This is a genomic window from Acetivibrio mesophilus, from assembly GCF_004102745.1.
Classification (GTDB): Bacteria; Bacillota; Clostridia; order Acetivibrionales; family Acetivibrionaceae; genus Hungateiclostridium; species Hungateiclostridium mesophilum.
Window position 1 is genome coordinate 180,945 of record NZ_RLII01000001.1, and the last position, 17,086, is coordinate 198,030.

At 36.8% G+C, this 17,086-nt stretch carries 11 protein-coding genes; all 11 read left to right on the forward strand.

Going from position 1 to position 17,086, the window contains the following annotated elements; all coding sequences use genetic code 11:
* Nucleotides 1–287 precede the first annotated feature (287 nt).
* A complete protein-coding gene (locus EFD62_RS00915; protein WP_128705601.1) occupies nt 288–1,088 on the forward strand; it encodes a class I SAM-dependent methyltransferase in 801 nt (266 codons plus the stop codon).
* A gap of 50 nt (nt 1,089–1,138) precedes the next feature.
* A complete protein-coding gene (locus tag EFD62_RS00920) occupies nt 1,139–1,948 on the forward strand; it encodes a recombinase family protein (protein WP_069194712.1) in 810 nt (269 codons plus the stop codon).
* 217 nt (nt 1,949–2,165) lie between these two features.
* Complete coding sequence (locus EFD62_RS00930; protein ID WP_069194711.1) at nt 2,166–3,053, forward strand: ABC transporter ATP-binding protein; 888 nt, start codon at nt 2,166–2,168, stop codon at nt 3,051–3,053.
* Entirely contained in the window at nt 3,050–3,850 is an 801-nt protein-coding gene (locus EFD62_RS00935) for an ABC transporter permease subunit (protein ID WP_069194710.1), read from the forward strand. The genes EFD62_RS00930 and EFD62_RS00935 overlap by 4 nt, the downstream gene beginning before the upstream one ends.
* Nucleotides 3,851–4,345: 495 nt before the next feature.
* Nucleotides 4,346–4,561, forward strand: a complete 216-nt coding sequence (locus EFD62_RS00940) for a helix-turn-helix domain-containing protein (RefSeq protein ID WP_128705602.1) — start codon at nt 4,346–4,348, stop codon at nt 4,559–4,561.
* A gap of 15 nt (nt 4,562–4,576) precedes the next feature.
* Nucleotides 4,577–5,359: a hypothetical protein gene (locus tag EFD62_RS00945; protein WP_128705603.1), complete on the forward strand. Its 783-nt coding sequence runs from the start codon at nt 4,577–4,579 to the stop codon at nt 5,357–5,359.
* On the forward strand, nt 5,346–5,894 hold the full coding sequence (locus tag EFD62_RS00950) for a BREX protein BrxB domain-containing protein (RefSeq protein ID WP_069194708.1): 549 nt from the start codon (nt 5,346–5,348) through the stop codon (nt 5,892–5,894). The genes EFD62_RS00945 and EFD62_RS00950 overlap by 14 nt, the downstream gene beginning before the upstream one ends.
* An 11-nt stretch (nt 5,895–5,905) precedes the next feature.
* Nucleotides 5,906–9,325, forward strand: a complete 3,420-nt coding sequence (gene brxC, locus EFD62_RS00955) for a BREX system P-loop protein BrxC (protein WP_128705604.1) — start codon at nt 5,906–5,908, stop codon at nt 9,323–9,325.
* 16 nt (nt 9,326–9,341) lie between these two features.
* A complete protein-coding gene (locus tag EFD62_RS00960) occupies nt 9,342–12,701 on the forward strand; it encodes an Eco57I restriction-modification methylase domain-containing protein (RefSeq protein WP_128705605.1) in 3,360 nt (1,119 codons plus the stop codon).
* Nucleotides 12,698–15,004, forward strand: coding sequence for a BREX-1 system phosphatase PglZ type B (pglZ, locus tag EFD62_RS00965; RefSeq protein ID WP_128705606.1), 2,307 nt, complete (start codon nt 12,698–12,700; stop codon nt 15,002–15,004). The genes EFD62_RS00960 and pglZ overlap by 4 nt, the downstream gene beginning before the upstream one ends.
* Complete coding sequence (gene brxL, locus EFD62_RS00970) at nt 15,005–17,050, forward strand: BREX system Lon protease-like protein BrxL (RefSeq protein ID WP_128705607.1); 2,046 nt, start codon at nt 15,005–15,007, stop codon at nt 17,048–17,050. It abuts the gene before it with no gap.
* Nucleotides 17,051–17,086 lie beyond the last annotated feature (36 nt).

The following is a 17,086-nucleotide window of genomic DNA, read 5'->3' on the forward strand; positions in this document are numbered from 1 at the left end:
GGCGTTTCGAGGTTCTCACCATAAAAATCACTACTCAGATAGTGCCCGAATTTCACTTCGTAAGAACAGGTCGAAACAAGCAAATTTCCTTGTGACAGAGCGATTTAGATGTCATAGCTCGGCGAGTGGTCGGGTTAGATGTCAGCGTTCGCGAGTGCACGATTTAGATGTTTTTTCAGATGTTTTTGGGGTTGTGTGGTCAGGTTGGATGTGGGTATAAAAAACACAAAAATAGGCTAACTAACATGGTGGAAATATGATAATATAATTATTAGGCGGTGTATAACATGAATGAGTATTTTAGAAGCAGATTCAATAGACAACCCATAGAAGTAATAAGTGGTGATTATTATTTTGGTTCTGATAACGACGGTGATAATTTTGATAAGAATGATGTCGATCTTTGGTTAAACGGAGTCTTTAAAGACAGGTGGGATAAAGCTTTCAAAGTAGAAGACGATTTATTAAGTTATTTTTTTACTGATGTGCTAGATGTTTTTGACGAAAATCCCACTCCTTTCATGGAGATTGCATGTGGTCCGGGAATGGGATTAACCCCCATTATTCTTTCAAAATATCCTGACATAGTATGTTTGGCAACAGACGCATGTTCTCTATTGATTAAATCATGGCGGCAATACATAAACCATGATTTGAAAGAATTTAATATTGACCTGGCATCTTTCAGTGCTATGGACATGCCAATTAAAGATAATTCACTTGATATGGTCACCAGTTTTATTGGTGTAAGCTCGACAAGATCAGGCGAACAAGGAAAAATTCGAGCATTAAAAGAAATTTTCCGTGTTTTAAGAAAAGGCGGATGTTTAATAGCGATAGAAAATGAATGGTCAGATATCGAAGCAATTAAAAATGTATTTCAATTATGGGGTAGACCCATGTGGGCTGGAATGAAAGAAGATACAACATGGTATGAAAAGTTTGAAAAATGTGGTTTTACAGTTGAAAAGACCGATAAAACTTTTTTCAGATACCTTAATCGTGATGATAATGAATTAGGAGAACAAGCAGATAAATACGGTATAAAAATCGGGCTAAAATTTACATTGTTTATTTTGCGAAAATGAACATTATAGATTAGACTTTACACCGGGCTGCAAAAAAAAGGAGGCATATTATGGCCGATAATAAAATAATTCACCTTATACCTCCATTGCCTCCAAAGCGTGAAAAACGAGTGGGCATATATTGCCGTGTGAGTACAAACAGTACGGAACAGTTGAAAAGCCTTGCGGCTCAAGTATCGGCGCTAACAAGATTAACGGCAGCCAATCCAAAATGGCTATTGGTTTATGTATATATTGACATTGCTTCAAGCAAGACGGGTTCTTCCCGTAAAGAATTTACCCGTATGCTAAAGGATTGTAAGTCGCGTGATATAGAAATTGTTCTAACCAAGAGCATCAGCAGATTTGGCCGAGACACGGTGGAAATTCTCGATGCATTGAACCAGCTAAGAAATCGCGGTGTTCGTGTTATATTTGAACAGGAAGTCCTTGATACAGCTGATACTGATAATGACCTTTTGATTTCAATTATAGAATCAATTGTGCAGGCAGAGAACGAATCACGCAGTGAAAATATTAAGTGGGGAATCAAACAACGCGCTGCACAAGGAACTTCAAAGCTATATAATAGAAAATGCTATGGGTATTACAGTGATGAAGATGGTAATCTGGCTATTGATGAGACAGAGGCGAAAAATGTCCGATTGATATATAACCTCTATCTTCAGGGTAAAAGTGTTTTAGGTATCGTGAAAGAGCTGGAACGCCTGGGGATCAAGTCCCCTACCGGAAAGGCGACTTGGCCTAAGAGAACAATTGACGTAATGCTCAGTAATGAAAAGTATATAGGCAATGTACGGTTGTTGGATAACGGAAAACACGATTCATATTATCGGGCAGAGAATAAAATCCGGCGATAATCTCAAAGGAAACATTCCAAGCGGTGCAGATTGAGAAACAGCACCGAAGTAATGTTATAAAAAGCGAAGACGGAGTCCAGAGAAAAAGCAGAAAATACAGCTCAAAGAAGTGAGAGTTGCAATTTTCTGGTTTAAATCACTTCGGAAAACAATAGAAGCCGAAGCAAAGAGAGCTTATGTTATATCAATATTGATTATAGTCTGAGGAGGTGTGCTCATGGGTGTATGCGAAATTCAAAGTTTGACCAGAGATTACGGCAACGGGCGCGGAGTGTTTAATTTATCCTTTTCGATTAATCAGGGCGAGGTGTTTGGCTTTCTCGGGCCAAACGGCGCGGGAAAAACCACGACTATCCGTCACCTGATGGGTTTTTTGAAACCTGAAAAAGGATATTGCACCATAGGGGGGAAGAATTGCTGGAAAGATCGCACCGATATTCAGAAAACTCTGGGATATATCCCGGGAGAAATGGTGTTCTTTGATGATATGACCGGGACAGAGTTTTTATCCTTTATGTCAAAATACCGTAAGACAAAATCAAACGGGCGCACAAAAGAATTGTGTGACCGATTTGAGTTGGACCCGCGGAGTAAGCTCAAGAAAATGAGCAAAGGAATGAAACAGAAGGTCGGTATTGTGGCAGCCTTTATGCACGATCCTGAAGTCTTGATCCTTGACGAACCTACAAGCGGACTTGATCCGCTGATGCAAAACCGGTTTATAGAACTGGTGCTGGAGGAGAAAGCAAAGGGTAAGGCGATTCTGATGTCCTCCCATATATTTGAAGAGGTAGAGCGCACCTGCGACCGTGTTGCCATTATCAGAAACGGCAGGCTTGCGGCGTTGGATGCCGTGGAAGCTTTAAAGGCGGCACAGGTAAAGAAATTTGTAATCACATTGGAAAATGAGGATGCCGCAGCTGCGTTTGCTGAAGAGGGATTGCGTATTTCGGGTGTTACACACAATCAAGTTACTGTGATTGTGCAGAACAATATCAAAGAGCTGATATCTGTTATGAACCGTTATCCCGTGATAAACATTATCACACCTAATCAGAGCCTTGAAGAAATTTTTATGCAGTATTACGGGGGTGACAGGTCATGATAAATTGGACGTTATATAAACGCGGTATCCAGGGAAGTTGGAAGATGCTTCTGATTTTTGCCGCTGTAATTACCATGTATTTTACCGTTATCGTCTCTATGTTTGACCCGGCGCTCGGAAGCGCTCTGAACGAGTTTGCCAAAGCCATGCCGGAACTGATGGCTATCGTGGGCATGAATCCGGCATCAGCTGAGCTTGTCAGCTTCATGGAGGCGTATCTTTACGGATTTATCATGCTTGTATTTCCTATGCTTTTTTGCATACTCAGTGCCAATAAACTTATCGCACGCCATGTTGACCGCGGTTCAATGACATATCTGCTGTCGGCTCCGGTAAAGCGCGAAACGGTTGCCTTCACTCAGATGAAGGTCATGGTTACCGGACTGTTTGCGCTGGTTCTGTATGCCACTCTGTTGGGAATAGTCAATTGCGAAATTTCGTTCCCCGGCGAGCTTGATATCGGAAAGTTTATTTTACTCAACATCGGAGTGCTGTGCCTGCAGCTTTTTATAGGTGGCATTTGCTTTCTATGTTCCTGTATATTTAATGACAGCAAATATGCTGTCGGTGTAGGTGCCGGAATTCCTGCGCTTGGATTTATTGTTCAGATGATGGCCAACGCTGGAAAAGACCTGGAAAACGCAAAATATGCTACATTCTTCACCTTGTTTAATTCAGATGGCATCATTGCAGGAGAACCGGGTGCAATCTGGGGAATGGTTGTCCTTTTCGCAGGAGCCGTCGCGCTGTTCGGAACGGCAATAGTTGTTTTTTCAAATAAGGACTTGCACATTTAGAGTACAGCATTACAAAGGTCATGGATACATGGCAAAAAGCGAAATGGTAGCTGATAAAAAAGTACACATTGAAGCAAGAAAATTAAAATAGCCTACTGAAAATTATTTTTTACGAGTGAACAGGTTGGATGTTAAACCAGCATAAATACAGCATTTTCACTGTGTTTTTAAGAAAGTGTGAAATAGCCTAAGAATTTCATGTTGAGACCATTTGCTTGATGTCTAGAAAATAAAGTCCGGAAAGCCTTGAAGATACTAGGTTTTATAAAATGAAAGTGAATCTGTCTACTCGACCTAAGCCCTCGATATGTGTACGTGGAAACATATCGAGGGTATATTTTTGTGCAAAATTTGAGCTAGAATATGGGTAGGGTTGAGTTGACAGATTAGATATATCTATAGGGTTGAGGAGACAGTATAGATGTAAATAATTCAATTGATTATAGACTTTGCTATATAGACAATGCTATAATATTAATATAGGAGCGTGATAAAATGATAATTTCTGAAACGATTAAGGCTATAAGAAATGAGCTCAAGATGAGTCAAACAGATTTTGCTGAAGCAGTGCATGTTAGCTTTTCAACAGTTAATAGATGGGAAAATAATAAAGTTATACCTAATAGAATGGCGCGTGCTCTAATTATAGATTTTTGTGAAAAGAATGGTGTAAGTGAATTACTTATAAAAGCGTTAAAAGAATATAAATAGATGGATGGTGACAACGTGGAAAAATCAATTTTAGAGAGGTTTGGTTTTAAATATAATAAAAGGAGCGTCCATACAGGTCGGACTATAATGTTAGAAGAGTTATCAAATCTCCTTGAAGCTGTTCCAGATGCGATTGTATATGATGATTATATTAAAGCTATTATAGATCAAAATTGCCTTTTGAAGAGATCATCTTCTTCCCGGACAATAACAGCTAATTTTTTAACGGAATTATACTCGCTTGATCCTACAATATCGATTTTCAGGAATTTATTATTTTTCTGGAATCGTGATGAAGAAGGAAGACCACTACTAGCAATGCTTTGTGCATTTTGTAGAGACAGAGTTCTAAACTACTCTTTCAAAGCAATTAAATCATTAGAACATAATGCCGAAGTCAAAAAAAAGTCTATAGAAGAGTTGATTGATGAGATGGAGCCAAATCGATTTAGTGAATCTACACTACAATCAATGGCTCGTAATATTTTGTCTAGCTGGACAAAAAGCGGTCACCTAAAGGGGAGACGTGATAAAGTCAGAGTTCAAGCGAAAGCTACACCTGCTACTGTGGCATATGCTATATACCTTGGATATTTAGAGGGGCAGCGAGGTCCAGCTCTTTTTGAAACAACGTATATGGAGATAAATGATTGTTCTAAGGAAATGGCAATAGAACTTGCTGAAAATGCTTCAGCTCGTGGATGGATATTTTTTAAGCGAATTGGTAATGTGATGGAGATTTCACTTCCAAACCTTATTACTAAGGAGGAGGCAGATTTAATTTATGAGCAAAATTGATGTACTATTAAAGAATTACGAAAAAACTATTTCGATTCCTTGGAGAGATCTTGCTGCAGCTCAAAGAGTAATTTTTGCAGTTTACCAGGAATCTGATGAGCGTAGACTTAAGGCTAAGATTACAGAATTTGAATTAGCTACAAGAAATTTAAATCATGGGTGGGTAGAATTTAACTTAACAGATACATTCTCAGAGTGGATGCATAGTCAACGTTATGCAAAGAGTTATTATAAAAATCCAAAACTATTGTCTAATATTATTCATAAATATAGTGACTATATAGAAGAAAAATTCAGAAGGTTTATTGACAGTGAAAATATTACTGATGAAGATGTAGTTGCACTTTCAGGTGTTGGTTCTATCTTTGGATTTATAAAGGTTAGAGATTTAGTTGATAGGTTATCACCAATGGTGAAAGGAAGGCTTCTGGTGTTCTTCCCAGGAAGTTATGAAAATAATAATTATCGGTTACTTGATGGGTATGATGGCTGGAACTATCATGCACTACCTATTACATGTAATAAAATAATCTAAGGGGGATTTATATGCTGAATAAAGATGTATATTTGATTAATCCATTAGAACGTAAACTTGTTAATGAAGGCGTTGCAAGCGTTAATGATAGGAATCTTAATGTGCTTCGTTATGAAGTAGAGACTTTTGTTTGTGACGGGCAATATGAAAAAGGGATGGAACATATTCTTGAAGTTTATTTAAGAAACTTGGGACACGAACAACAACCAGCAGTTTGGGTTAGTGGCTTTTTTGGTTCTGGTAAATCACACTTAGTAAAAATGTTAGGTGCTTTTTGGCAGGATGTCGAGTTTCAAGATGGTGCAAGAGCTAGATCATTAGCAGATTTACCTGATAGTATAAAAGTTCTCCTTCATGAATTAAGTACTCAAGCTAAAAGATATGGCGGTTTGCATGCAGCCATGGGTACATTGAGTGCTGGTGCTAGTGGAAGCGTTAGGTTGGCTTTACTGAGAATAATATATAAATCTGCAGGGTTACCAGAAAATTATGCAAATGCATCATTTGTTATGTGGCTGAAGTCTGAGAAAATTTATGACCAAGTAAAAGAGAAGGTAGAAGCTAAAGGATATGATTGGAATGAAGAACTAGATAACCTTTATGTGGCAGAAGGGCTGCATGAAAGCTTGTCAGAAGTAAAACCTAACCTATTCCCTACTCCAGAAAGCTGTGTTGAAACCTTAAATAATAGATTTCCGAATAAGTCAGATGTCACAAGCGATGAAATGATTAAATCAATTAAAGATGCACTATCAAAAGGTGGCCAAATGCCATTGACCTTAGTTGTATTAGATGAAGTTGAACAATATATTGGCGACAGTACTCAAAGGGCAATGGATGTGCAAGAGGTTGTTGAAGCATGTAGTAAGCAAATCGGAAGCAAACTGCTATTTATTGGAACTGGGCAAACAGCTGTAACAGGAACAGCATTATTAAAAAAATTAGAAGGACGATTTACTGTTAGAATAGAATTATCTGATACTGATGTCGATGCGGTTGTAAGAAAAGTGATTTTAGCTAAGAAGCCAGACAAAGTGCAAGAGATAAGAAAAATTATGGAGAAAAATATTGGTGAAATATCTAGACATTTAACTGCAACTAGTATTGGGCATAATCAAAGGGATGTAGAATACTTCACTCAAGATTATCCAATATTACCGGTTAGAAGAAGGTTTTGGGAAAACACATTAAGAGTACTAGATCAAACAGGTACGGATAGCCAGTTAAGGAATCAGCTAAGCATGGTTCATAAAGCTACCCAATCGAATATAAACGAGCCATTAGGAAATGTGATTCCTGCAGATTATTTATACTACGATTTGGCAGATAAAATGCTTCATGCTAGAGTTTTACCAAGAAAAGTACATGAGAAAACTATGCTGTGGTACACGCAAGGAGATGATGAGAGGCTAGTTTCTAGAGCCTGTGGGCTGATTTTCTTAATTAATAAATTAGCTGGAAGTAATAATGAGATTGGAATAAAGTCGAATATAGACACTTTGGCAGATCTTATGGTTACAGATTTATCTAGTGGGAGCTCACAGCTTAGAAGTAGGCTTGGTGATTTATTAGATGATTGCGAGCTGCTTATGAAGGTAGATGATGAGTACAGAATACAGACTGAGGAGAATTTAGCTTGGTTGGATGATTATGCGAGTAATCAAAATGTTCTTCGAAATGAAATGCATCGTGTAAATGCTGAAAGAGAAGATAGAATCAAAAAGAAATTTGTTGAAACAGTAGGGAAATCAACAATTATGCATGGACAGTCAAAGGTAGTTAGAGATATCAATTTCTTCTTTGGCACAACATTACCAGCAGATGCTAATAATAATGTTTATGTATGGGTTAGAAATGAATGGAGTACAGATGAAGATTCAGTAAGGATTGATGCAAGACAAGCAGGAAATCAATCACCTACAATTTTCGTATTTATCCCGAAGAGAGCGGAGATTGCAAATTATCTAGTGGAGTCAAAAGCTTCTACTGCTACTCTAAGCAAAAAGGGTTCACCGGCTCCTGTAACCCCTGAGGGCAAAGAGGCTATGGCGGCCATGGAGACGATTAAAAACAATGCTGAAAGAAATATTGATGAATTGTTAAGAGAGGCTTTATCTGAAGCTAAGGTCTTCCAAGCGGGGGGAAATGAGATTATTGAAGCAAACCTAAAGGACGCCATATCATCTGCTGCTAAAAACTCAATTCATAGGCTTTTTCAAGAGTTTGATATAGCAGATAATCCTAATTGGAATAAAGTCTTTTCAAAAGCTAAAGAAGGTGCACCTGATTCACTTAAATATGTAGGTTTTAATGGAGATGTATCTGAACATGCTGTATGTAAAAAAGTTATGAATTATATAGGCAGCGGGAAAAAAGGAACAGATATCAGAAGGGAATTCGAAAATGCACCTTACGGTTGGTCTGGAGATGCTATAGATGGGTCGTTACTTGCTTTAATGGTTGCAGGGTTGATTCGATGTTTGGACGAATCTGGGAATATAGTTAATCCAAAAGATATTGAAAGAAAACAAATTGGTAAGATGACCTTTAAAATAGAATCTGTGACAATCTCTACGATACAAAGAATCCAGATTAGGAAGTTGTATCAAAAAGCAGGTATTAAGGCTGATGCAGGCAACGAGTCTTTAAAAGCTGAAGATTTCATTAATTATATGTTAGAGCTTGCAGAAGATGCTGGAGGAGTAGAACCTAGACCTGATAAGCCAGATACGTCGCTAATTAATGAGCTTAAATATCAGACAGGTAATGAACAGTTATTATCGATTTATGAAAATAGAAATAAACTAGAAACGCTTATTGAAGAGTGGTCTAAGTTGAAGTTGAACATTGAAAGTAGGATTATCAATTGGAATAAATTAGAACAGATGATATCTCTTGTTTCTAATGAAGATGCTATTAGTGATATTAAGAAACAAGTACAATCCATAAAAGAAGAACGTCAACTTCTTCATGAGCCTGATATGATAGTACCACTATTAAAGTCTTTAGAAAATATATTGAGAACTACAATAAATGAGAAGTATTCAAAATATTCAAGTGTTTACGACTATTTAAATAAAAAGCTAAATAGTAACGAAGCTTGGAGCAGATTAAGTGAAGAGAAGCGAACTAGTATATTAAAACAAAGCGGGCTCTCGAAAATTCAGCCAATTGCTTTAGGAACATATGAGGAATTATTGAGTGCTTTAAGGCAGTACCCATTAAGATCATGGACTGACAAAGAAGCGGCATTACAAGCCAAATTTAATATGGCTACCGAGATGGCCGCAAAAGAACTCGAACCAAAGTTGCAAATGGTTGAGATACCCAAACGCACACTTAAATCAGAAGAAGAAATTAATCGTTGGATTGAAGAAATAAGAGTTCAGCTTAAAGAAAAATTAGTCGATGGACCAATAATTGTACGCTAATCAGGAGGTGAAATGATTGAAACCTTTATCGAAGGAGTTAAGAAATAAATTTGAAAGAACCATAGAGAATGCTAGGGAAATAGCAGAGGAAGCAGCAAGAATTGCTCTAGAACAACTAGGAGTAGGTGAAGCTTCGCCATATAGTTATTTGTCAGAGGATGAGCGAGCATTGCGTAGAAGATTACGAGCACATGGTCGAAATCTAGGCGATGTTCGAGATCCAAAAACAGAAACTCAAGAAATTGATAGATTAATTGAGGAAATTGCCTATGAACATTGGCATAGAATGCTTTTTGCAAGGTTTTTAGCAGAAAATGATTTGCTTATGTATTATGAAGATGATGATATTGAGAACGCTGTTCCAGTTACATTATCAGAATGTGATGAATTGGCTCAGGAATTAGAGATGAAGAATGGTTGGGAAGTAGCGGCAAAACTTGCAACTAAAATGTTACCGCAAGTTTTTAGGGCTGACGCACCAGTTTTTAAAGTTGAATTATCTCCAGAAAAGCAAAGGCAGCTTGAAAATCTTGTTTCAAGTATTGAAGGTGATGTATTTAAAGCATTCGATAGTTTAGGATGGGCTTATCAATTTTGGCAAAATAAGAAGAAAGAACTGATTAACAAGTCTGAATCAAAGATTGGTGCAAAGGAATTACCAGCTGTAACGCAACTTTTTACTGACTCCTATATGGTTGATTTTCTTTTAGATAACTCAATCGGTGCTTTATGGGCATCAAAAAAGGTTAAGGAACTTAAAAATGTTAATATAAAAAATGAAGATGAATTAAGAAAAATTATTTCAACGGATGAAATGCCATTAAAGTATACTAGATTTGTAAGAAATTCGTCAGGTGAATGGGTGGTTGCAAGTGGAGTTCATATAGAAAACTATAATAATTTGTCTGAATTAAAAGTTCTTGACCCATGTTGCGGATCTGGTCACTTTTTGGTATCAGCATTTAAAATGCTTGTTAAACTGAGAGCGGATGAAGAAGGTCTCACAGCAGAAGAAGCCTGTGATGTTGTCTTGAAGGATAACATTTACGGACTTGAGATTGATCAAAGATGTGTAGAAATAGCAGCTTTTTCTGTTGCTTTGAATGCATGGAAATACCCCAATACTAAAGGATTTAGGAAAATCCCTAAGTTAAATATAGCTTGGTGTGGTCAATCCTTTAATATAAAAAAAGATGAGTGGTTAAGCTTAGCAGGCAATGACTCTAAATTAAAATATAGTTTAGAAAGTTTATATAATTATTTTAAAGATGCACCATTGCTTGGAAGTTTGTTAGACCCTGAAAGTATTTTACCAGAAGGTACGATGTTTGAGGAAGATTGGCATCGAATAAAACAATTGATTGATAAAAAGTATGAATTTAATATCTATGATAAGGCGGAAATAATTATAGCGGCTCAAGGGATAGAAAGAGCTATATATTTATTAAGCCAAAGGTATGATATTGTTGTCACGAATGTACCATATTTAAAAGGTGGAAATCAGTCAGAAAGATTGAAAACATTTTGTGAAAAATATTATTCTGACTCAAAATATGATTTAGCTAATGTTTTTATTGAAAGAATAATTAAACTCTTAAAGAAGAAGGGCACTTTTGCTGTTGTAACTCAACAGGCGTGGCTGTTCTCGAAATATTTTGAAAAATTTAGGGGCAAACTGCTAGAAAATATTGAGTTTGGATTAATCGCAAGACTAGGACCGAATGCATTTGATGCAATTAGTGGTGAGCATGTAAATGTTGCATTGATGGTAATGCATAATAATACTCCTGATGATAATTACATTCACTGTGGGATTGAATTAGACCAATATAACACCCCATTAGAAAAGGCAAGTGGTTTGACTGTAGACAATGTGATTTGTGTAAAACAAGAAGCTCAAAAAAACAATCCAACTAGTAGAATTATATTTGATATAAATATTAATAAGAAAAGAGAATTCATTTATAAATATGCTGAATTTGGAAAAGGCTCAGTTTCTGGTGATAGGCCACATTATATTAGATTTTTTTGGGAGGTATGTAAGCTACATAGCTATACGAAGCCATGGCTGAATAGCCCAAAACACGAAATTAGTTGGAGTGGAAGGCAAGAAATTATATTGTGGGGTCACGGGTATAATCCTGAAGATGAAGTAGGTTTTGCATATAGAGGGCAGCGAGTTCATGGTAAAAAAGGTATTGCGATTGCTAAAACTGGAAAAATGAGATTTACACCTTATAACGGAGAATTATTTGACGATAATGTAGTCGTAATATCACCCTACGATGAGAAAGATTATCCAATACTTTGGTGTTATCTGACTTCTAATGATTTTATTGAAAATGTAAGAAAAATAGATAAAAAGCTATGTATAACAGCAGGTACATTCCCGCAAGTTAGTATTGAATACTCTAAGTACGAGAAAGCAACTCCGAATATAGATATTTACAAACCATATTCTGATGATCCAACCCAATGGATATTCCATGGTCATCCACGTAAATCAATAGATCCTTTACAAGTCGCAGTTGCAAGACTGTTAGGTTATAGATGGCCTGCAGAATTAGATGATGATATGGAGTTATCTGAAGAATCTAGAGAACTTATTGCGCAATCTCAGGGCTTATTGCCTTATGCAGATAAGGATGGTATTGTTTGCATCCCTTCAGTAAGGGGTGAAACACCAGCTTCTGAAAGATTACTTAACTTACTTGCTGCAGCATATAAAGATGAAGATATTAATAAGATATTGTCCGAACTGCTCTCTAATGCTGATCATGCGGGAAAAAGTTTGGAGTCGTGGCTTAGAGATAAGTTCTTTACACAGCATTATAAGCTGTTCGGCCATCGTCCATTTATATGGCAAATATGGGATGGTTTAAAAGATGGATTTTCAGTATTAGTGAATTATCATAAGCTAGACAGAAAGAATCTAGAGACTTTAATTTATACTTACTTGGGGGATTGGATTAGTAAACAGAAATCAGCTATGATGGACGGCATAGAAGGTGCAGAAGAGAAATTAAATGCTGCCATAAGTTTGAAAAAGAAATTGGAATTAATACTCGAAGGAGAAGCTCCATATGACATATTCGTGAGATGGAAGCCTCTTAATAAACAGCCTTTAGGCTGGGAACCTGATTTAAATGATGGCGTACGTGTCAACATTCGTCCTTTTATGCTGGTTGGAGATGTGGGGAAAAAAGGCGCTGGAGTATTACGAGATAAACCAAATATTAAATGGAATAAAGACAGAGGTAAAGATACAGAAAATAGTCCTTGGTATCATTTGTTTGGTGGAGATAGAATCAATGATTACCATTTGACACTAGAAGAAAAGAAAAAAGCAAAAGAAGATGAGGTGAAGTTCAGTTGAAATTAATAAATAATATAATAAACAGCATCAGAGCAGCAGCAAATTATAATCCTGAAGCTGAATCTCCACCTCAATGTATTTTATGGACTGATAAAGAAAAGCTTTGGGAAAAGGCTGTAGAGGTACTTAAAGGTGAGATGCCAGAACTACTTGTACTTGGGGAATATAAACCTGAAGTTCATATGGGACCAGCGATATGGTTAAGAGTAGCTATTTCTGGATTAATTGATAGTTATAAAGTTCCCATTGGAAAAGTTCCGGTACTATATTTGCCAGGTGTAAGTAGACAAGATATAAGAGCGGTGGAAAGCTGCTCTGAGGAACTTATGCCACTTGCAGAGTTGCAGTATCGTGGTGTAATCTGGTCTCAGATAAATTCAAGAGACTGGACACCACTAGCATATTTAAAAACTAAAAAGGGAGGATTAGGACTAAATATTCAACAAGATACTCAAACAATTGAAGCACTTGAAAGAGCTCTAGTGAAGCTTTTGTTTGAAGAGATCGACTCTTTAAAAAATGAATATTTAGATAAGGATTATTTTAATGCACTTTTAACAGGTGGAGATACCATAAGAGATGTTCTTAACTGGATAAATGATCCCGATTCATTTAAGAAAAGCAAAAGCGATGAAGAGTGGGAAGCTTTTGTTGAAATTTGTATTTCAAAGTTTCGGCTTAATCCAGAGCAGGATACAATTTATACTGCTGCTGAAAAAATTGCATGGAAAGAGCCACAATGGGATTCTGTGTGGGATAGATTTTGTGAAGCACCAGCAAAATATAATGCTATACCACAAGTCATGCGCAATATTATTATGCCACTTGGTATAGAGCCTGACAGATCGCCACAATGGAATGATCAGCAAGAGAATGCATTAAGAAAAGAGTTAAAACTATTAGTTGGATTAGCTGAACATAACGCAAGAGATAGAATTATTGAATTAGAAAAGACCCATGGCGAAAGAAGAAACTTTGTATGGGCTGCAAGTGGAGATGCTCCATTGGCGGAAGCTATGTACTGGCTAAGTATTATTGCAGAACATACTCAGAAAATTATTACTGGAAACATAACAGAAATAATTAAAGCTTATGAGGATTGGGGTTGGAAAGTGGATAATGCGGTTTCTAGAGCTTTGCAATTAGTAAAAAAACAAGAGGATATTGATGCGATTACTAATGCTATAAGATCCATATACATTTCATGGATAGATGAATGTGCTAGGAATTTGCAAAAGGCAATTGCTACCAATCCAATCAAGTCAGTTCCTAGCGAACATAAACCTGGAGAATGTATTTTGTTTGTAGACGGACTACGGTTTGATATGGCAAAACAAGTATCAGAGAACTTAACTGCACTTGGGTATGATGTAATGTATCGGTCAAGATTATCCGAGCTCCCTTCATTAACTGCTACCTGCAAACCAGCTTTAATGCCAATAGCAGATGAGTTAATTGGTTTGGAAGTGGATAATGAAGATTTTTGCCCTGTGATCAAAGAATCAAATCAAAAAGCATTATCACAAAGATTAGAAAGTCTAATGAATATAAAAGGTTGGAAAGTATTAAAGCATGGTGATTATAGAAAAGAAATAGAAAATAATGCATGGTTGGATTATAGTCACATAGATGAAGATGGACATAGTTTGGGTTGGCGTATAGTTCAAAATTTCAGTCGTTATATTGATGAAGTTGTTGAAAAGGTTGAGATTTTATTTGCAAATGGTTGGTCTAGAGTAAAGATTTTATCAGATCACGGCTGGTTAATGATGCCAGGAGGACTTCCAAAGGTAAATATTGCTGCATCCCTTGTTGATAGTAAATGGGGGAGGACCGCTGCAGCAAAACCAGGAGCCTTATTAGATGGTAACTATTATCAATGGTATTGGAATCCGAATGTCCATTTTGTATTAGCTGAAGGAGCCGGATGTTATAGAGCAAATACAGAATATACACATGGAGGGATAAGCCTTCAGGAAAATATCCTGCTTGATTTATTGATATCGGATCCAAAAGGTAATAATAGCGCTTTGCTAACAATTACAGATATTGTTTGGAAGGGCATGAGGTGTAAAGTAGCTGCTGAAGGTCAATTTGAGGATTTAAGGCTAGACATTAGAACGAAGCCAGCAATGCCAGAAACCTCAATAGTAATGGGGGTCAAGGAATTTCCATCAGATGGGATAACATCAGTGGTCGTTGATGATGATATTTATGAAGGAAAATCTGCCTTTTTAGTAGTACTTGATGAAAATGATAAAGTAGTCTATCAAATAGCAACTATTATAGGAGGTGAGCAATAAATGAATTTTGACAGAATTGATGAAATTGCTGCCTCAGTATTAGATGGATATCTAGTAAAAAAAGATTTGGTTAGAACATTCAGCAGGCAATTCCCTGTACCTACCTATGTAGTAGAGTTTATGTTAGGTCGATATTGCGCTAGTACTAATGAGGATGAAATTCAAGAAGGAATTGAAATTGTTCAGAAACAACTGAAGTCTAAGACTGTTAAAGCAGGAGAACAAGAGTTGTTTAAAGCTAGAGCCAGGGAGCAAGGTGAAGTAAGGATAATTGATATTATCAATGCAAGATTAGATGAGAAAAGCGATTCCTATGTAGCTACTCTGCCTAGTTTACAATTAAAAGATATACGTATTTCTCCTGAATTAGTCAGTGAGCACGAGAGAATATTAACTGGAGGTTTTTATGCAGAGGTGTCTTTAGCTTATGATGCCACAATTGCTCAAGAGAATAGGGGAAGACCGTTTGGGATTGAAAGTATTCGTGCAATACAGTTGTCTCAGAAAAACGTACTTGATGTACTTGCAGATGCGAGAAAAGAGTTCACAACAAAGGATTGGAAGGATTTTCTTTTGAGAAGTATAGGAATTGAACCGAGTGGTTTAAATGATCGTGCTAAAGATGCATTCTTCTTAAGGATGGTTCCTTTTGTTGAGAGAAACTATAATTTAGTTGAGCTAGGACCACGAGGAACAGGTAAGAGCCATCTGTTTCAACAGGTTTCTCCCTATGCGCATTTAGTTTCTGGTGGCAAGGCGACTGTAGCAAAAATGTTTGTTGATAATAATAGTGGTAGACGTGGATTGGTTTGTCAGTATGATGTAGTTTGTTTTGATGAAATTTCAGGCATTTCATTTGATAAAAAAGATGGCATTAACATAATGAAAGGCTATATGGAATCAGGTGAGTTTAGTAGGGGTAAAGAGAGTATAAGAGCTGATGGCAGTATAGTCATGGTTGGTAATTTTGATGTTGATGTCGAACATCAGCAAAGAATTGGACATTTGCTTGGACCATTACCTCCAGAAATGCGTGACGATACGGCTCTAATGGATAGAATACATGCTTATTTACCAGGATGGGATGTTCCTAAGATAGGAAAAGAAATATTAACAGACCATTTTGGATTAGTAAGTGATTTTCTATCCGAGTGTATGAGTCAACTCAGATTACAAAGCAGGCTTTCAGCGATTCAGGGGAGAGTTCACTTTGGTGGTGCTTTAAGTGGACGTGATACTAACGCAGTCAATAAAACTGTAAGTGGCTTACTCAAACTTCTGTACCCAGGTGACGAAAGTGAAATTCCAGATGAAGACATTGAATGGTCTGTTCGGTTAGCAATGGAAAGTAGAAGAAGGGTTAAAGAACAGCAAAAACGTATAGGAGCGGCGGAATTTAGAAATACTCATTTCAGCTATATAATGGGAACTGAAGGAATTGAAAAATATGTATCCACTCCAGAGCTTCAGAGTGAAAACAGTATAGGAATAGATCCACTTGAGCCTGGACAAGTATGGACTATAAGTCCTGGAGGGTTTGATGAGCATCCAGGATTATTTAGGATAGAAGCTACAGAAGGACCAGGTAACGGAGTTAAGATTTTAAATAAACCTGTACCTGCTGCATTTAAAGAAAGTGTTAGTTATGCGGAACAGAATTTGTATTCAAAAAGTAAACTTTTAGTTGGCGATAAGGATCCTAGATCCCATGAATTTGCATTGCAGTTAAGAGCATTTGATTCAGCGAAAAATGGTGCAAAAATTGGAATAGGAGTGTTGATTGCTTTATGTACAGCTATGCTTAAGAAAAGCGTTCGAGGTGGTTTAATAGTAGTAGGTGAAGTAAATTTAGGAGGTTCTATCGATATTGTTCATAATCCAGTAACATTAGTTGAAATTGCTGTTGAAAAGGGAGCAACTTCAATTCTAATGCCAGTATCTTGTCGAAGACAGTTATTTGATTTATCTGATGAAATGGCTACAAAGATAGATATTCAATTTTACTTAGATTCCAGAGATGCCTTAATTAAATCGATTATTGAATGAGTAAGAAGAATTAACGATTATTTACTATAAATGAAT